Origin of the sequence: Rhizobium sp. BK661 (assembly GCF_024808825.1) — a bacterium.
Lineage (GTDB): Bacteria > Pseudomonadota > Alphaproteobacteria > Rhizobiales > Rhizobiaceae > Rhizobium.
On sequence record NZ_JANTYT010000004.1, the window covers coordinates 159,438 to 176,566 of the forward strand.

The 17,129-nt window shown below is 60.5% G+C and carries 15 protein-coding genes; 13 read left to right on the top strand and 2 right to left on the bottom strand.

The window, feature by feature from the left end; genetic code table 11:
- Window positions 1-67: 67 nt before the first annotated feature.
- Entirely contained in the window at window positions 68-1,108 is a 1,041-nt protein-coding gene (locus FHX16_RS11470; RefSeq protein ID WP_259128277.1) for a LacI family transcriptional regulator, read from the bottom strand.
- 457 nt (window positions 1,109-1,565) lie between these two features.
- Here FHX16_RS11470 and FHX16_RS11475 point away from each other — a divergent pair, with 457 nt between their 5' ends.
- From FHX16_RS11475 to FHX16_RS11520, 10 genes are all read left to right on the top strand, one after another.
- Window positions 1,566-2,801 carry an ABC transporter substrate-binding protein gene (locus tag FHX16_RS11475; RefSeq protein ID WP_183862816.1) on the top strand — a complete coding sequence of 412 codons (1,236 nt, stop codon included), beginning with the start codon at window positions 1,566-1,568 and terminating at the stop codon, window positions 2,799-2,801.
- Between the two features lie 209 nt (window positions 2,802-3,010).
- Complete coding sequence (locus FHX16_RS11480; protein ID WP_183756323.1) at window positions 3,011-3,913, top strand: carbohydrate ABC transporter permease; 903 nt, start codon at window positions 3,011-3,013, stop codon at window positions 3,911-3,913.
- Window positions 3,906-4,832: a carbohydrate ABC transporter permease gene (locus FHX16_RS11485; RefSeq protein ID WP_183756324.1), complete on the top strand. Its 927-nt coding sequence runs from the start codon at window positions 3,906-3,908 to the stop codon at window positions 4,830-4,832. Before FHX16_RS11480 ends, FHX16_RS11485 begins: the two co-directional genes overlap by 8 nt.
- A gap of 3 nt (window positions 4,833-4,835) precedes the next feature.
- Complete coding sequence (locus FHX16_RS11490) at window positions 4,836-5,921, top strand: ABC transporter ATP-binding protein (protein ID WP_183862814.1); 1,086 nt, start codon at window positions 4,836-4,838, stop codon at window positions 5,919-5,921.
- A gap of 122 nt (window positions 5,922-6,043) precedes the next feature.
- Window positions 6,044-8,509: a glycoside hydrolase family 2 protein gene (locus tag FHX16_RS11495; RefSeq protein WP_259128293.1), complete on the top strand. Its 2,466-nt coding sequence runs from the start codon at window positions 6,044-6,046 to the stop codon at window positions 8,507-8,509.
- 42 nt (window positions 8,510-8,551) lie between these two features.
- Window positions 8,552-9,313 carry a sugar phosphate isomerase/epimerase gene (locus tag FHX16_RS11500; protein WP_183862810.1) on the top strand — a complete coding sequence of 254 codons (762 nt, stop codon included), beginning with the start codon at window positions 8,552-8,554 and terminating at the stop codon, window positions 9,311-9,313.
- A gap of 8 nt (window positions 9,314-9,321) precedes the next feature.
- Window positions 9,322-10,455, top strand: coding sequence for a Gfo/Idh/MocA family protein (locus FHX16_RS11505; RefSeq protein ID WP_183862808.1), 1,134 nt, complete (start codon window positions 9,322-9,324; stop codon window positions 10,453-10,455).
- A 68-nt stretch (window positions 10,456-10,523) separates the two neighbouring features.
- Window positions 10,524-11,555, top strand: a complete 1,032-nt coding sequence (mgrA, locus tag FHX16_RS11510) for an L-glyceraldehyde 3-phosphate reductase (RefSeq protein WP_183862806.1) — start codon at window positions 10,524-10,526, stop codon at window positions 11,553-11,555.
- A 96-nt stretch (window positions 11,556-11,651) separates the two neighbouring features.
- On the top strand, window positions 11,652-13,265 hold the full coding sequence (locus FHX16_RS11515) for a glycoside hydrolase family 43 protein (RefSeq protein ID WP_183862804.1): 1,614 nt from the start codon (window positions 11,652-11,654) through the stop codon (window positions 13,263-13,265).
- Between the two features lie 166 nt (window positions 13,266-13,431).
- The gene (locus tag FHX16_RS11520; protein WP_183756331.1) at window positions 13,432-13,743 is read left to right on the top strand and encodes an RcnB family protein; all 312 of its coding nucleotides are present in this window, start codon (window positions 13,432-13,434) and stop codon (window positions 13,741-13,743) included.
- Window positions 13,744-13,862: 119 nt separating this feature from the next.
- Here the strand turns inward: FHX16_RS11520 and znuA are convergent, their stop codons facing one another.
- A complete protein-coding gene (gene znuA, locus FHX16_RS11525; protein WP_183862802.1) occupies window positions 13,863-14,837 on the bottom strand; it encodes a zinc ABC transporter substrate-binding protein ZnuA in 975 nt (324 codons plus the stop codon).
- Window positions 14,838-14,938: 101 nt separating this feature from the next.
- On the opposite strand from znuA, the gene FHX16_RS11530 reads away from it, so the two are divergent.
- Genes FHX16_RS11530 through FHX16_RS11540 form a run of 3 tightly spaced genes read left to right on the top strand, consistent with a single transcriptional unit; the run spans window position 14,939 to window position 17,080 of the window.
- Window positions 14,939-15,877, top strand: coding sequence for a metal ABC transporter ATP-binding protein (locus FHX16_RS11530; protein WP_183862801.1), 939 nt, complete (start codon window positions 14,939-14,941; stop codon window positions 15,875-15,877).
- Window positions 15,870-16,682 carry a zinc ABC transporter permease subunit ZnuB gene (znuB, locus tag FHX16_RS11535; protein WP_183756334.1) on the top strand — a complete coding sequence of 271 codons (813 nt, stop codon included), beginning with the start codon at window positions 15,870-15,872 and terminating at the stop codon, window positions 16,680-16,682. The genes FHX16_RS11530 and znuB overlap by 8 nt, the downstream gene beginning before the upstream one ends.
- Entirely contained in the window at window positions 16,682-17,080 is a 399-nt protein-coding gene (locus tag FHX16_RS11540) for a Fur family transcriptional regulator (RefSeq protein WP_016554263.1), read from the top strand. Before znuB ends, FHX16_RS11540 begins: the two co-directional genes overlap by 1 nt.
- Window positions 17,081-17,129: the final 49 nt, after the last annotated feature.

Here is a 17,129-nt window from a genome sequence, read left to right on the forward strand (position 1 = left end):
TCCAGTGAATCTCCACCGTGATTGCTCGTATTCTAGCGCCAGCAGATAGCGTTGCCTTGACGATGAGCTATTTGCCCTCTCGCGACCAGACCGGCTGGCTGATACTTTGCAGCAGTTCTGGCTCAATCCCGTCAATGCGCGCGATGACAGCCTTCGCCATCTCCCGACCGGCATTGCGAACATCCTCATAGGCGGTGATGATCTCCGGGCGGATCCAGTTGAGGATCGGCGCCGATTCCTTTGAGACCATATCCACGTCCACGCCAAGCCGCTTGCCGGCGGCTTCAATGCCGGCGTTGACGGCGATGGCAGCGCTTCCGGCCGAGCAGACGATTCCGTCCGGCGCATTGGGCGCGCGCATCATCGCCTCGACGGCGTTGCGGATTTCCTCCAGCGGGTTATCGATCGTGACGCGCAGCGGTACTTCCTCGGCCCCGTAGTCGTGCAGTCCGGTCTGAAAGCCGATGCGGGTATGTGTGTAGTAGGTCAGCTTGCTCGGCGGTTGAAGGAGCGCAATGCGCTTGCGGCCCCTGCCGACGAGCTTTTCAACCGCCTGATGAGCAAACGCCTCGTTGTCGAAGTCGTGAAAGGGATGGGTGAGGCCGGCATCGGTGCGCCCATGCGTCGCAAACGGCATGTTGTGCTCGGCGAGCAGGCGGACGCGCGGATCGTCGGGCTCGATGCGCGAGATGATGACCCCGTCGGCGGACCCCGTTTCCAGGATGTAGCGCACCGGCAGCATCGGATCCTTGCTGTGGGAGTGCGGCGTAACGACGATGTGATACGGCGTGCCGGTCAGCACTTCCGAGATGCCGAACACCATCTGGCTGCTGAAGCCCATGATTTCTTCATCGATGCTGAGGACCAGCGCAATGACATTGGTCTTGCCGGTTCGCAGGCGCACGCCCGCCCTGTTCGGCTGGTAGCCGAGTTGGCGGGCGACCATACGAACGCGCTCCTTGGTCTCCGCGCCGATATCAGGAGCATCCTTGAGCGCCCGCGACACGGTCGTGACGCCAAGGCCCGTCATGAAGGCAATCGTCTTGAGTGTCGGTCGTTCTCGAGTTGCCTCGGACGCCGCCCCTGCAAAATTTGCTTTATTTTCCATCCCTCTAGGCCGTCCTGCGCGATTTTGGTCCGCTTATAGTGTCTTTTCGAAGCGCTGTAAGCACAATGAGCGCAAAAGCTGCTCCTCCCCTCTGAAGAAGCAAAATCTGTAACGATACAGTTCAAATGTCGAGTGTCTTTTTTCAGAAACGCGCGACGTGTACTCTCATTGGTTGAAACTAGGATTTTTGCCCGGATTTTTTGCAGGTGCGAGCGCGGGTGAGCGCAAGGATCTTAAGACGATTCATAAATATATATAAAAATCATATAAATACGCGAATTGTGCAAGCGCGAGATTCGCCACCTGTCCCTGTAGCACACTGTCGAAATACGAGGCAGTTTGACAGGCAATGGTAGCAAATGGCCGGCAACGGGAAAAATTTCGCGTATGGCTGTTGCACCCAAATATCGATTGAACTAAGTTTTTCCGGCAACGTTTCAGTGAGGGAGGAGAACTCATGAATTTTCGTTTGATGGCGGCTGCGCTCGCCGCTTCCGTCGTGCTGCCGCTCGGTGCGGCGAACGCGACCGATCTTGAAGTCACGCATTGGTGGACGTCCGGCGGCGAAGCTGCTGCCGTGGCTGAACTCGCCAAGGCATTCGATGCGACCGGCAACAAGTGGGTCGACGGCGCAATCGCCGGTTCCGGTGGTACCGCACGTCCGATCATGATCAGCCGCATCACCGGCGGCGACCCGATGGGTGCCACGCAGTTCAACCATGGTCGCCAGGCGGAAGAACTGGTCCAGGCTGGCCTGATGCGGGACCTGACCGACGTCGCAACCGCCGAGCATTGGAAGGACATCATCCGTCCGTCGAGCCTGCTCGATTCCTGCACGATCGACGGCAAGATCTATTGCGCCCCGGTCAATATCCACTCCTGGCAGTGGCTGTGGCTCTCGAATGCAGCCTTCAAGAAGGCTGGCGTCGAAGTGCCGAAGAACTGGGACGAATTCGTCGCCTCGGCTCCGGCGCTTGAAAAGGCCGGCATCGTGCCGCTCGCCGTTGGTGGTCAGCCGTGGCAGGCCGCTGGCGCGTTCGACGTGCTGATGGTGGCGATCGCCGGCAAGGACACCTTCCTGAAGGTGTTCAAGGACAAGGATGCCGAAGCGGCTGCCGGTCCGGAGATTGCGAAGGTCTTCAAGGCTGCCGACGACGCTCGCAAGATGTCGAAGGGCAGCAACGTTCAGGACTGGAACCAGGCAACCAATCTTGTCATTACCGGCAAGGCCGGCGGGCAGATCATGGGCGACTGGGCGCAGGGTGAGTTCCAGTTGGCTGGTCAGAAGGCCGGTAGCGACTACACCTGCCTTCCGGGCCTCGGCGTGAACGAGATCATCTCCACTGGCGGCGACGCGTTCTACTTCCCGAAGCTCAAGGACGCTGACAAGTCGAAGGCGCAGGACGTTCTCGCCAAGACGCTGCTCGACCCCAAGACTCAGGTTGCCTTCAACCTGAAGAAGGGCTCGCTGCCGGTTCGCGGCGACGTTGATCTCGCTGCTGCCAACGACTGCATGAAGAAGGGTCTGGACATCCTCGCCAAGGGCAATGTCATCCAGGGCACGGACCAGCTCCTCTCTGCAGACAGCCAGAAGCAGAAGGAAGACCTCTTCTCCGAGTTCTTCGCAAATCCGTCGATGACGCCGGAAGCCGCTCAGAAGCGCTTCGCTGAAATCATCGGTTCTGCTGACTGATCGTAGCATTCCGATGCTGTTGCGATCCGGCTCCGCTCGACGGGGCCGGATTTGCCCGGAACTCCCATCGTGATCCGGGTGGTAGCAGCGCTCGGGACTGACTCGTGCTGATACACGGTCGGTCTCGATATGGGAGTGAGAAGAGGAGGCGACCGGCAGACGTTCGCCGCTCTGGATCACAGAGGAATTGCGATTCAGGAGGAATTACAATGACGGGTCAAGCGAAAGCAGGCCGGCCAAATCAACTACTGCGCAATCTGAATTCGAAGATTGCATCCATCCCCATGATCCTGACCGCGCTGGTCATTTTTCTCGGCGGCACGGCGTGGACGGTGTTCTATTCATTCACCAATTCGAAGCTCCTTCCGCGGTTGAGCTTCGTCGGTTTCGATCAGTACAAGCGCCTTTGGGCCGCTCCACGCTGGATCGTTTCCATCGAGAACCTTGCCGTCTACGGCGTTCTCTCCCTTATCTTCAGCCTTGTGATCGGCTTCGTGCTCGCGGCCCTGATGGATCAGAAGATCCGGTTCGAGAACACGTTCCGCACGATCTTTCTGTACCCCTTTGCTCTCTCGTTCATCGTGACGGGCCTCGTCTGGCAGTGGGTGCTCAATCCGGAGTTCGGCATCCAGTCCGTTGTCCGTGCGCTCGGCTGGTCGAGCTTCACCTTCGATCCGCTCTATACGCCAAGCATCGTCATCTACGGCATCCTGATTGCTGCTCTCTGGCAGGGCACCGGACTTGTCATGTGCCTGATGCTGGCCGGTCTGCGCGGCATCGACGAAGACATCTGGAAGGCTGCGCGCGTCGACGGCATCCCGATGTGGAAGACCTATCTCTTCATTGTCATTCCGATGATGCGGCCGGTGTTCATCACGACGCTCGTGATCATCGCGAGCGGCATCGTCAAGGTCTACGACCTCGTGGTGGCGCAGACATCGGGCGGTCCCGGTATCGCGTCGGAAGTTCCCGCCAAATACGTCTACGACTACATGTTCCAGGCGCAGAATCTGGGGCAGGGCTTCGCCGCCTCGACCATGATGCTGATCACCGTTGCGATCATCATCATCCCCTGGGCCTATCTGGAATTCGGAGGGCGTAAACGTGCCTGATGCTATTGCTCTCAACACTGCCGCGTCCGGCAAGTCCGTGTCCGGCCCCAGCGGTCCGAAGCCGAAGCGGGTCATTTCTCCGCGCAACATCATGCTCTACGGCACGCTCTTCGTTGCCGCCGCATATTACCTGCTTCCGCTTTACGTGATGATTGTCACGTCACTGAAGGGGATGCCTGAAATCCGGCTCGGGAACATCTTCTCGCCGCCCGTCGAAATCACCTTCGAGCCGTGGGTGAAGGCCTGGGCGACGGCCTGCACGGGTCTCAACTGTGACGGTCTCTCGCGCGGCTTCTGGAATTCGGTGCGCATCACCGTTCCGTCAGTGGTTGTCTCTATCGCAATTGCCTCTGTGAACGGCTATGCGCTCGCCAACTGGCGCTTCAAGGGATCCGAACTGTTCTTCGCGATCCTCGTCGTCGGTGCGTTCATTCCCTATCAGGTGATGATTTATCCGATCGTTATCGTGTTGCGCGAAATGGGGATCTACGGGACGCTGACCGGCCTCATCATCGTGCACAGCATTTTCGGCATGCCGATCCTGACGCTGCTGTTCCGCAACTACTTCGCATCACTGCCGCAGGAACTCTTCAAGGCGGCGCGCATCGACGGGGCGGGGTTCTGGCAGATCTTCTTCAAGATCATGCTGCCCATGTCGCTGCCGATCTTCGTCGTCGCCATGATCCTGCAGGTCACGGGCATCTGGAACGACTTCCTGTTCGGCGTGGTCTTCACGCGGCCGGAGTACTACCCGATGACCGTGCAGCTCAACAACATCGTCAATTCCGTCCAGGGCGTGAAGGAATACAACGTCAACATGGCCGCAACGATCCTCACGGGTCTGGTGCCGCTCGTTGTTTACTTCGTATCGGGACGTCTGTTCGTCCGTGGCATCGCCGCCGGCGCAGTGAAAGGCTGATCCATGAATTCAAGTGTTTCCATCCGCGATCTGTCTTTGAATTTCGGCGCGGTCAGCGTTCTCAAGGACCTTAATCTCGAAATCAACGACGGCGAATTCCTCGTGCTGCTCGGCTCGTCCGGTTGTGGCAAGTCGACCTTGCTCAACTGCATCGCCGGCCTGCTCGACGCCTCCGACGGCCAGATCTTCATCAAGGGCAAGAACGTCACTTGGGAAGAACCCAAGGACCGAGGCATCGGCATGGTGTTCCAGTCCTATGCGCTCTACCCGCAGATGACGGTCGAGAAGAACCTCTCCTTCGGCCTGCAGGTGGCCAAGGTGTCGCAGCAGGAGATCGACAAGCGCGTGGCACGCGCCTCCGAGATCCTACAGATCCAGCCGCTCTTGAAGCGCAAGCCGGCCGAGCTTTCTGGCGGCCAGCGCCAGCGCGTGGCGATCGGCCGTGCACTGGTGCGCGATGTGGACGTGTTCCTCTTCGACGAACCGCTGTCGAACCTCGACGCCAAGCTGCGTTCGGAGTTGCGCGTCGAGATCAAGCGCCTGCACCAGTCGCTGAAGAACACGATGATCTACGTCACCCACGACCAGATCGAGGCACTGACGCTCGCCGACCGCATCGCGATCATGAAGAACGGCATCATCCAGCAGCTCGCCGATCCGACGACGATCTACAACAAGCCACGCAATCTCTTCGTTGCCGGCTTCATCGGTTCGCCGTCGATGAACTTCCTGCGCGGAGAGATCACCAGGCAGGGAGATCAGACGTTCTTCACCGCCAATGGCGTTAATTTCTCTGTCGCCGAGTACGATACGCCGGAGACGCTGCAGGCTGGTCGCAAGGTCATCCTCGGCGTTCGTCCAGAACATGTGAAGGTCAACGAGAACCTCGGTGCCGAGGTTCACGATGCGACCGTCGACATCGAAGAGCCGATGGGCGCCGACAACCTGCTCTGGCTGAAGCACGCCGGCCACACGATGTCGGTGCGTATCAATGGCGCGCGCCGCTTCAATCCCGGCACGGCCGTCAAGCTCGGTTTCGATATGTCCTTGGCGTCAATCTTCGATGCCGAGACCGAGCTGCGCCTTTAGAAACCGCAATGCGGGCGGAGCTCTGGTTCCGCCCGTTCGTCCAATCGGCCATCTGGCCACCAAGTTCGGCTGCGGCTCGCGTGTGCGGGCATTCCCAAGCGCGGCTCGATCAGGATAATGCTATGACATCCTTGCCGACAAACGGGTTCAACCTCGACCTTTCCGGATCGTGGACTCTCAGCTCAACCGATGGCGAAGTTACGACGGCGATTACACTGCCGGGTGATGTGCACACTGCGCTGCATGCCGCCGAGCTTATTCCGGATCCCTATTTTGGCCGTAACGAGGAAGTCATCCAGTGGGTGGCGCATCGCGACTGGGTTCTTGAGCGCAGTTTCACGCTGTCGGAGCCGGATGGCGACTGGTATCTCGACATCGACTACCTCGATACGGTGGCCGCTGTCTTCATCAACGGCTCGCCGGTCTTGCTCGCGGATAACAGCTTCCGGCGCTATCGACCTGATGTCGGCGGCCAGCTGAAGGCCGGCGACAACGTTATTCGCATTGTCCTGCATTCAAGCATCGCGGCGGGCGCCGACCGGCAGGCCAGGCAGCCTTTCTATATTCCCTATTCGACGGGCAACTCGCCGATCCCCAACGGCAACATGCTGCGCAAGCCGCAGTGCCATTTCGGCTGGGACTGGAACATTGCCATCGCTCCACTCGGCCTCTACGGGACGATCGCACTGCGCAAGCTAGAAACGGCTCGCATCGAGCACGTCACGACGCGGCAGGTTCATAACCTCAACGGCTCCGTAAACCTCCAGGTTACCGCGACCCTGTTTGCCAAGAATCCGGGCATCGTGCCTGTGCATTTCTCGCTCGATGGCGAGCGTGTTCGTCTCGACGTTGGTGTCGGAGCCGGCGAAACGGTCGTCAATCATGTCTTCGAAATCGAGAAGCCGCGGCTCTGGTGGCCGTCGGGCAGCGGCGAGCAGGCGCTTTATGCGCTGACGGTTGATTTGCCATCGGATGCCGTCACCAAGCAGATCGGTCTTCGCACCGTCGAACTGATCACGACGCCGGATGCTGCTGGCGCCCGTTTTGCGCTGAAGGTGAATGGCCGCGAAATCTTCTGCCGCGGCGCCAACTGGATCCCGGCCGATGCGCTGTTTTCGCTCTCGTCGCCCGAAAAGACCGAGGATCTCTTGCAGTCGGCCAAATCGGCCAACATGAATATGATCCGTGTCTGGGGTGGCGGCTTCTACGAGCACGATCATTTCTACGATCTCTGCGACCGGCTCGGCCTCATGGTCTGGCAGGACTTCATGTTCGCCTGCAATCTCTATCCCTCGACCGAAGACTTCCTCGACAACGTTTCGCTCGAGGTCGATTATCAGGTCCGCCGCCTGAACTCGCATCCGTCGATCGCGCTCTGGTGCGGTGACAACGAACTCGTGGGGGCGCTGACCTGGTTCGAGGAATCGCGCAAGGACCGCGACCGCTATCTAGTCTCCTACGATCGCCTGAACCGCGTGATCGAGCAAGCGATGAAGAAGGCAGCCCCGGATGCGATCTGGTGGCCGTCGAGCCCGGCATCCGGCTATCTCGATTTCGGCGATGCCTGGCATGCCGACGGCTCCGGCGACATGCATTACTGGTCGGTCTGGCACGAGAACAAGTCGTTCGACAATTATCGCTCGGTGCGGCCGCGCTTCTGCTCGGAATTCGGCTTCCAGTCCTATACCTCGCTGCCCGTCATCAAGACCTATGCCAATGCCAAGGACATGAACGTCGCGTCGCCCGTCATGGAACTGCACCAGAAGAATGCGGGCGGCAACGAGCGCATTGCTGGCACCATGTTCCGCTACTTCCGCTTCCCGAAGGATTTCCCGAACTTCGTCTATCTCAGCCAGATCCAGCAGGGTCTAGCGATCAAGACGGCGGTGGAATACTGGCGGTCGCTGAAGCCGCATTGCATGGGCACGATCTACTGGCAGCTCAACGACACCTGGCCGGTGGCCTCGTGGTCGAGCCTCGATTACGGCGGGCGCTGGAAGGCAATGCACTATCTCGTCAAGCGCTTCTTCCAGCCGGTGGCGGTTGCCGCCATCCCATCGGAAGACGGCAAGCAGATCCGTTTCTCGCTGGTCAACGACACGCTCGCAGAAGTCAGCGTCGACCTGTCGATCTCCGTTATCGACATGAAGGGCGAACGCAAGCACCTGAAGGATGTGCAGGCGGTCTGCACCCCTGACGCAGCCGTGACGGCCACCAGCATCGACGTCTCGGAGATCCCCGCAGGCACGCTGCTTGCCTGGCGCTTCACGGCATCGAATGGCATGGGCGGCGAGGGGCACTACGTTCACGGCACCTACAAGGCGCTGGAGCTCGAGCCGGCGGGCCTGATGGTCACGCACGAATATGTCGAGGAAGACGGCTCCGTCTGCCTCAACGTCACCGCGAAGGGACTTGCTCTCTTCGTGATGATCGAGACCGACACCGACGGCAAGTATTCCGACAATGCCTTCGATCTGGCGGCGGGCGAGACGCGCCGCATCACCTTCACCCCGGCAACGCCGCTCGAGGGCGGCGCACTACCGGATTTCCGTTTCTACGACCTGCAATCCTGTCAGTCCGTGGATTGATCCTGACTGAAATGTAATGGGCACGAGGCCCGAGGAGGAATGATGACGAAACTGAGTTTCCAGCTTTACAGCGCCCGCAACTTCCAGCCCTATTCGGCGATCTTTGAAAAGCTCGGCAAGGCCGGCTATCAGGAAGTCGAAGGCTTCGGTGGCATCTACGCCGATCTCGACGATGCCGGCCTGAACAGCCTGCGCGCAGAACTCGACAAGAACGGCTTGACGATGGCAAGCGGCCATTTCAGCCCCGATTTCCTCGACGGTGAAGTCAAGAAGTCGCTGAACATCGCCAAGATCCTTGGCATGGACTCGATCTATGCGCCGCATCTGGCAGCCGAACAGCGCCCGACCGATGGTGCCGGCTGGCTGGCATTCGGCAAGCGCCTGCAGGAAATGAGCAAGCCCTACAAGGATGCGGGCTATGAGTTCGGCTGGCATAACCACGACTTCGAATTCGTGAAGCTCGCTGACGGTTCGCTGCCGATCGAGCGCATCTTTGAAGGCGCGCCTGACATTTCCTGGGAAGCGGACATCGCCTGGGTCGTTCGCGGCGGCGCGGATCCGTTTGCATGGATCGAGAAGCTCGGCTCGCGCATCACGTCAGCACACGTCAAGGACATCGCGCCCGCAGGAGAGAACAAGAACGAGGATGGCTGGGCAGACGTCGGCCACGGCACGCTGCCTTGGGCAAAGCTTATTGCAGCTCTCAAGGGCACCAAGACCAAGCACTACGTCGTCGAGCATGACAATCCGGCAGATGTCGATCGCCTGATCACCCGCTCGATCGCATCCTTCAAGACCTACTGAGGCAAATCATGACCAAGGAACTTGGCGTCGGCATCATCGGATGCGGCAACATCTCCACCACCTACTTCTCGCTCGCTCCGCTCTTCAAGGGCCTCAAGATCGTCGCCTGCGCCGACCTCAATATGCAGGCGGCCGAGGCCCGCGCCGAGGAATACGGCGTCAAGGCGCAGACGATCGACGAGCTTCTCGCCAATGACGAGGTTGACGTCGTCGTCAACCTGACCATCCCGGATGCGCATTTCCCGGTTTCGAAGTCGATCCTTGAAGCCGGCAAGCACGTCTACTCGGAAAAGCCGCTGGTTCTCACCCTCGAGCAGGGTGAGGAACTGCGCCGTATCGCCAAGGAGAAGAACCTCTCCGTCGGTTGCGCGCCGGATACCTTCCTCGGCGGCGCACACCAGCTGGCCCGCAAGTTCATCGACGACGGCGGCATCGGCCGCGTTACCTCGGGTGCGTGCTATGTCATGAGCCCGGGCATGGAGATGTGGCATCCGAACCCGGACTTCTTCTTCCTGCCCGGCGGGGGGCCGATCCTCGATCTCGGTCCTTACTACATCGCCAACCTGATCAACCTGATCGGACCGGTGAAGCGCGTCGGCGCCATGACCTCCATGGCTTCTCCGACCCGTACGATCACCAGCGAGCCGCGCAACGGCGAGGTGATCCCGGTGAAGACGCCGACGACGATCCAGGCGATCCTGGAATTCGTCAGCGGTGCGACCGTCACGCTGACGGCAAGCTGGGATGTCTGGTCTCACCGCCACGCCAACATGGAACTCTACGGCACCGAGGGCTCCATCTACGTGCCGGATCCGAACTTCTTCGGCGGCGTCGTAGAGGCCAGCGGCAAGGACAAGGACATCAAGCCGCTCGACGGTTGGGAGCACCCCTTCGGCATCAACAACCAGGAGAGCCAGCAGGGACCGCGCGCCAACTATCGCACCGCAGGTCTTGCCGACATGGCGATGGGGATCATCGAGGGCCGCGATGCGCGTTGCTCGCTCGATCGCACGCTGCACGGCGTCGACGTCATGACGTCCATCCTGAAATCGGGCGAAGAGGGCCGCTTCATCGAGCTGACGACGACCTGCACGCAGCCGGCCGCACTCGGCATCGAAGAGGCGCAGGCGCTCTTGAAGTAAGTGCCTAAAGGTCTATGGTCCGGCGCGGGCGACGAGCCCGCGCCGTTTCTATACGAGGGATGAATACTATGAGCTGGCAACCGGCTTCCGACCGCTATTCAAAGATGAAGTACAATCGCACGGGCCGTTCTGGCCTGAAGCTGCCGGCCGTTTCGCTCGGCCTCTGGCATAATTTCGGCGGCGACACGCCGCATGACCGCAAGATCGACATGTGCCGCACGGCCTTCGATCTCGGCATCACGCATTTCGACCTCGCCAACAACTACGGCCCGCCTCCCGGCAGCGCCGAAACCGCCTTCGGCGAAATCCTGCGCACGGAATTTGCCGGCCTGCGCGACGAACTGATCATCTCGTCCAAGGCCGGCTACGACATGTGGCCGGGTCCCTATGGCGAGTGGGGCAGCCGCAAGTATCTGATCGCTTCCTGCGACCAGAGCCTGAAGCGCATGGGTCTCGACTATGTCGATATCTTCTATTCGCACCGCTTCGATCCGGATACGCCGCTCGAGGAAACCTGCGGTGCGCTCGATCATATCGTTCGCTCCGGCCGTGCGCTGTATGTCGGCATCTCGTCCTACAATTCACAGCGCACCCGCGAGGCAGCAGCTATCTTGAAGGACCTCGGCACGCCCTGCCTGATCCACCAGCCGAGCTATTCCATGCTCAACCGCTGGGTCGAGGACGACAAGCTGCTCGATACGCTCGATGAGGTCGGCATGGGCTCGATCGTGTTCTCGCCGCTGGCGCAGGGCATGCTGACCACGAAGTATCTCGGCGGCATTCCTGGCGATAGCCGTGCGGCGCAGAACCACTTCCTCAAGAAGGACTTCATCCGTCCTCAGATCATCGATAACATCCGCAAGCTCAACGAGATCGCGGAACGCCGCGGCCAGACGCTGGCGCAGATGGCGATCGCCTGGGTGCTGCGCGGCGGCCGCGTGACCTCAGCGCTGATCGGCGCCAGCCGCTCGTCGCAGATCGTCGACTGCGTGAAGGCGCTCGACAATCTCGACTTCACCGCGGACGAGCTTACGGAGATCGATGGCTACGCCCGCGAGGCCGACATCAATCTCTGGGCAAAGTCAGCAGAACGCGAGTAAACCGAAGCGCCCGGAACAACCTTCCGGGCGTTTTTCTATTGAATTTTGATGTACGTGCCGCAAGCTGCGCGCGTATTTCAGGGAGGAGACTTCACCATGATCCGCAACCCTATTCTGCCGGGCTTCAACCCCGACCCATCGATCTGCCGTGTCGGGGATGACTACTACATCGCCACCTCTACATTCGAATGGTATCCCGGCGTCCAGATCCATCATTCGCGCGATCTCGTGAACTGGACGATGGTGCGCCGTCCGCTCGAGCGTCAGTCGCAGCTCGACATGCGCGGTAATCCTGATAGCTGCGGCGTCTGGGCTCCCTGTCTTTCCTATGCCGATGGGCTGTTCTGGCTGGTTTATACCGACGTCAAGCGCTTCGACGGCAACTTCAAGGACGCGCATAACTACATCGTGACGTCGCCAACGATCGAGGGCGACTGGTCCGAGCCGGTCTACGTGAATTCCTCCGGTTTCGACCCGTCGCTGTTCCATGACGATGACGGTCGCAAGTGGTTCCTGAACATGCAGTGGAACCACCGTACCGAGAGCTTCGGCGGCGCACCGAAGTCGCCGGCCTTCGATGGCATCCTCATGCAGGAGTGGGACGCGGCCACGAAATCGTTGAAGGGGCCGATCAAGAACATCTTCGCCGGCAGCCCGCTCGGCCTGGTCGAAGGACCGCATCTCTTCAAGCGCAACGGCTACTACTACCTGACAACTGCCGAGGGCGGTACCGGCTACGATCATGCCGTGACGATGGCGCGCTCACGCACCATCGACGGTCCCTATGAGATGCATCCGAACAAGCACCTCATCACCTCGAAGGATCATCCGGAAGCCGTTCTGCAGCGGGCAGGGCACGGCCAGTATGTCGAAACGCCTGACGGGCAGGTCTATCACACGCATCTCTGCGGCCGGCCGATGCCGCCGAAACGCCGCTGCACGCTCGGGCGCGAAACCAGCCTGCAGAAATGCGTTTGGAAGGATGACGGTTGGCTCTATCTCGAAAACGGCACCACTGTTCCCGATGTCACAGTGCCTGGACTGGCTGGTGCCGTGCCTGCCGAGAAGCCCATGCGCAGCGAATACAGTTTCGATGGCGGCAGCCTGCCCGCCGACTTCCAGTGGCTTCGCACCCCGAAGCCGGAGCGCATATTCAACCTCACCGACCGGGCAGGGCACTTGAGACTGATTGCGCGCGAGAGCATCGGCTCCTGGTTCGAGCAGGCCCTGGTCGCGCGGCGGCAGGAGCATCACAGCTTCCGGGCGGAGACGGTGGTTGAGTTCGACCCCGACACCTACCAGCAGGTCGCCGGCCTGACCCACTACTACAACAGGCACAAGTTCCATGCGATCGGCGTGACCCTGCACGAGAAGCTGGGGCGCTGCGTCACGATCTTCTCCTGTGATGGCGACTACCCGAACAGCCGCCTGAGCTTCCCGGCAGGCAGCGCCGTCGCCATTCCGGCGGAGGGACGCGTGCAGCTTTCCATGGAGATCCGGGACAACGACCTGCAGTTCTTCTGGCAGACGGAGGGTAAGGGGGCGTGGCAGCCGATCGGTCCGGTCCTCGATGCCGGTGTCGTCTCCGACGAAGGCGGGCGAGGCGAGCACGGCTCGTTTACCGGCGCCTTCGCCGGGGTCTTCGCCTTCGATACGTCGGGGCGCGCAAAGACGGCAGATTTCGACTGGTTCAACTACGACGAACTTTGATCGAGCGGTCCGATATCGCCCGGAAAACCCGGGCGATATCGCATCTTGTAATTTAGCATATGCTTTTAAGTATGTGTTATGATTACAGAAGTTTAATCTAAGTTTCAGTTTCGGTTCATCTTTTTGGGCCTAGGTTCGGGGCGTGTTCAACACGAGGAACCTCCCAATGAAAAAGATCACCACCCTCCTTCTCGCCGCGACTGTGATTGCCGCTCCGCTGCTGGCAACGACCGAAGCAAGCGCCCAGGATCATCGTCGGCCGGTTGTTGTGGAGCGCGATGTTCACGTCACGAAGTACAAGTGGTCGCGCGGCCATCGCATGACGCAGGCGGAGCGCCGCCATATGCGCGACGTACGCGACTATCATCGCTACCGCCTGTCGGCTCCGCCGCGCGGCTATCGTTGGGTACAGGTCGATAATGACTTCCTGCTCATCGGCTCGGTCAACGGCGTGGTCGCGAATATCGTCATTCGCTAAGCGCTGACGTCACCATGTGAAGGGCGGCTTAAATGCCGCCCTTCTGATTCAATCGGAGTAGGACGCTGTACTCGTGGGCAGACTGGTGCAGGGCGGGTCCTGCAACCGCCCTTGCCATCTCAGCTTTCTCGCGAAAGGCACTCCTTCATGCTGTTGGCGATGCCGTGCATGAGGTTGAAATAGAGGTCCGGCCCGGCGTCGAGCGTGGCGGCCTCGGGATCGAGGACGCCGGCTTTCGCTTTCGTTCCCTCGATCACCACATCGACCAATCGTGGCTGGAACTGCGGTTCGGCGAAGACGCAGGTGGCGCCGAGTTCACCGACCTTCTTGTGGATCTCGGCAATGCGTTCGGCGCCGGGGATCGTTTCAGGGCTGACGGTGATCGAGCCAGCGACCCGCACGTGATAGCGGTTTTCGAAATACTGGTAGGCGTCGTGGAAAACGATGAATGGCTTGTCCTTGACTGGTGATACGATGCTTGAAATTTCCTTGTCCAGCGCGTCGAGCCGGTCGTCCAGCGTCTTGGCGTTGGCCTGGTAGGTGAGGGCATTGGCGGGGTCGGCTGCGACGAGGGTGGTGGTGATCTCGGCAGCCATTGCCTTGGCATTCTGCGGATCAAGCCAGAGATGGGTGTCGAATACCCCATGATCGTGGCCATGATCGGCGTCTGCATGAGCATGGTCGTGTCCATCGCCATCATGATGATCTTCGCCGTCATCGTGCGGCTCGAAGGCGCCGCCTTCGCGGAACTTGAGCTTTGTGAGGCCCGGCGCCTTGTCGAGCTCGGCGACGCCGGCGTCTGACCCGATCGCTTCCAGAGGCTTCTCCAGAAATGCTTCGAGCCCGGGGCCGACCCAGAACACTACTTTGGCGTTCTGCAGCGCCCGCGCGTTCGACGGCTTCATGTTGTAGGTATGCGGCGAGGCCGCGCCATCAACGATCAGTTCCGGTGTGCCGACGCCCTGCATGATCGCCGATACCAGCGAGTGTACCGGCTTGATCGAGGTGACCACGACAGGCGCATCCGCCGTTCTGCCCGCCTCGGCAAAGAAGATGGCAGGGATTGCGAGGGTAAGGGCCATCGCGAATTTCATCGGCGTACTCCGCTTGAATTGCAATTGTTATGTTATTACATCAATTGCGTTATGCTATAACGTGTGCGATAGCAAGTCGCAACAGCACATTCGGAAAAATGATGTTCTCTCCTGCAAATTCCGAAGCGAAGCCATTGGTCTCGCTTTCCAATGTTGGCGTTCGCAGAAACGACCGCTGGCTCGTCCGCGGTGTGGATTTCTCCGTCTCGCGCGGCGAGATCGTCACGCTGATCGGCCCTAACGGCTCTGGCAAGTCGACGACGGTGAAGACGGCGATTGGCGTGTTGAAGCCCGACGAGGGCAGGGTGGAGCGTGCTGGCGGCCTCAAGGTCGGTTATGTGCCGCAGAAGCTGGCGATCGACTGGACGTTGCCGCTTACCGTGCGCCGGCTGATGACGCTGACCGGGCCTCTCTCCGACGCCGATATGGCGGCTGCTCTCGACGCGGTTGGACTGTCGCACATGCTCGGTGCCGAAGTGCAGCATTTGTCCGGCGGCGAATTTCAGCGGGCTTTGATGGCGCGCGCCATCGCCCGCAAGCCCGATCTGTTGGTGCTCGACGAACCTGTGCAGGGTGTCGATTTTTCCGGAGAGATCGCGATTTACGACCTGATCCAGTCGATCCGCAACACGACCGGCTGCGGTATCCTGCTGATCTCGCACGACCTGCATGTGGTCATGGCGGCGACGGACACCGTGATCTGCCTCAACGGCCATGTCTGCTGCCGCGGTACGCCGCAGGCGGTGACTCAGAGCGCGGAATATGTCCGCCTGTTCGGCAGCCGTGCGGCGCAGGCGCTCGCGGTCTATAGCCATCACCACGACCACACGCATCTGCCGGATGGCCGGGTGCTGCATTCCGACGGTTCCGTCACCGATCACTGCCACCCCGACGATGGCCACCATCATGGCGATGACGGGCACGACCACGCCCATCACGACCACGCCGGCCATAGCCACGACCACAGCCGTGCCAGCGTCGGTCATAATCACGATGACGGCCACGATCACAAGCAGCCCGCAGGAGAGCGCCATGTTTGACGATTTCTTCGTCCGCGCCATCCTCGCCGGCGTTGGCCTGGCGCTGACAACCGGCCCGCTCGGCTGCTTCATCATCTGGCGGCGCATGGCCTATTTCGGCGATACGATCGCCCATTCCGCACTGCTTGGTGTCGCGCTGTCGCTGTTGCTGCAGTTCAACCTGACACTTGCGGTGTTCCTGGTAGCGGCGACGGTTTCGATCCTCCTGCTGTTCCTGCAGAAACGCCAGGCGCTGTCGGCTGATGCGCTGCTCGGCATTCTCTCGCATGCGACGCTGGCGATCGGCCTCGTCATGGTCGCCTTCATGAGCTGGGTGCGCATCGATCTCATTGCCTTCCTGTTCGGCGACATCCTCGCGGTCTCGAAGACGGATATCGTCATGATCTGGGGCGGCGGCATTCTCGTGCTGGCGGCGATCGCCTGGCTCTGGCGGCCGCTTCTGGCCTCCACCGTCAATCCAGAGCTTGCAGAGGCCGAAGGGCTGCAGCCTGAGCGGGCGCGGCTCTTCTTCATGCTGCTGATGGCCGTCGTCATTGCCATCGCCATGAAGATCGTTGGAATCATGCTGATCACCTCGCTGCTGATCATTCCGGCGGCCGCAGCGCGCCGTTTTGCCTCGACGCCCGAGGTGATGGCCATCTTCGCCTCGCTGATCGGCGCTGTCGCCGTGGTCGGCGGGTTGTTCGGCTCGCTGACCTACGACACGCCCTCCGGCCCGTCGATCGTTGTCGCAGCCCTGATCCTCTTCATTCTGAGCCTGCTGCCGAAGCGTGGACGCGGGCAGGTCCCGGAAGGACAACGTTGATGAATGCACCTGCTTTGACCAAGAACCAGGCTCTCGTTTTTGAGGTTCTCGAAAAGGCGGACGGACCGCTCAGTGCCTATACGATCCTCGACAAGCTGCGCGATCACGGTTTTCGCGCGCCGCTGCAGGTCTACCGTGCGCTTGAGAAGCTGCTTGAGTATGGCGTCGTGCACCGGCTCGAAAGCATCAACGCCTTCGTGGCCTGCGCGCACCCGGACCAGAACTGCCATAGTCACGGCATCGTCGCCTTCGCCATCTGCGAGAGCTGCGGCCACGTGATGGAATTCCACGACCACGAGGTCGATCACCGCCTCATGGACTGGACGCGCGGGAAGAAATTCAAGGCGGAGAAGACGACAATCGAGATCCGCGGTCTGTGTGAGGCGTGTGCCGCTTAGGCTAACGCCAGCTTGCAACCAATATCTCGCATTGATTGTGTATTTTTCT

What these genes read in the sequence shown, in the direction of transcription:
- FHX16_RS11470 (WP_259128277.1), bottom strand. Translation starts at nt 1,108, where the DNA reads ATGGAAAATAAAGCAAATTTTGCAGGGGCGGCGTCCGAGGCAACTCGA.
- FHX16_RS11540 (WP_016554263.1), top strand. Translation starts at nt 16,682, where the DNA reads ATGAATGCACCTGCTTTGACCAAGAACCAGGCTCTCGTTTTTGAGGTT.
- FHX16_RS11515 (WP_183862804.1), top strand. Translation starts at nt 11,652, where the DNA reads ATGATCCGCAACCCTATTCTGCCGGGCTTCAACCCCGACCCATCGATC.
- FHX16_RS11480 (WP_183756323.1), top strand. Translation starts at nt 3,011, where the DNA reads ATGACGGGTCAAGCGAAAGCAGGCCGGCCAAATCAACTACTGCGCAAT.
- FHX16_RS11505 (WP_183862808.1), top strand. Translation starts at nt 9,322, where the DNA reads ATGACCAAGGAACTTGGCGTCGGCATCATCGGATGCGGCAACATCTCC.
- znuB (WP_183756334.1), top strand. Translation starts at nt 15,870, where the DNA reads ATGTTTGACGATTTCTTCGTCCGCGCCATCCTCGCCGGCGTTGGCCTG.
- FHX16_RS11500 (WP_183862810.1), top strand. Translation starts at nt 8,552, where the DNA reads ATGACGAAACTGAGTTTCCAGCTTTACAGCGCCCGCAACTTCCAGCCC.
- FHX16_RS11475 (WP_183862816.1), top strand. Translation starts at nt 1,566, where the DNA reads ATGAATTTTCGTTTGATGGCGGCTGCGCTCGCCGCTTCCGTCGTGCTG.
- FHX16_RS11490 (WP_183862814.1), top strand. Translation starts at nt 4,836, where the DNA reads ATGAATTCAAGTGTTTCCATCCGCGATCTGTCTTTGAATTTCGGCGCG.
- FHX16_RS11495 (WP_259128293.1), top strand. Translation starts at nt 6,044, where the DNA reads ATGACATCCTTGCCGACAAACGGGTTCAACCTCGACCTTTCCGGATCG.
- FHX16_RS11530 (WP_183862801.1), top strand. Translation starts at nt 14,939, where the DNA reads ATGTTCTCTCCTGCAAATTCCGAAGCGAAGCCATTGGTCTCGCTTTCC.
- mgrA (WP_183862806.1), top strand. Translation starts at nt 10,524, where the DNA reads ATGAGCTGGCAACCGGCTTCCGACCGCTATTCAAAGATGAAGTACAAT.
- znuA (WP_183862802.1), bottom strand. Translation starts at nt 14,837, where the DNA reads ATGAAATTCGCGATGGCCCTTACCCTCGCAATCCCTGCCATCTTCTTT.
- FHX16_RS11520 (WP_183756331.1), top strand. Translation starts at nt 13,432, where the DNA reads ATGAAAAAGATCACCACCCTCCTTCTCGCCGCGACTGTGATTGCCGCT.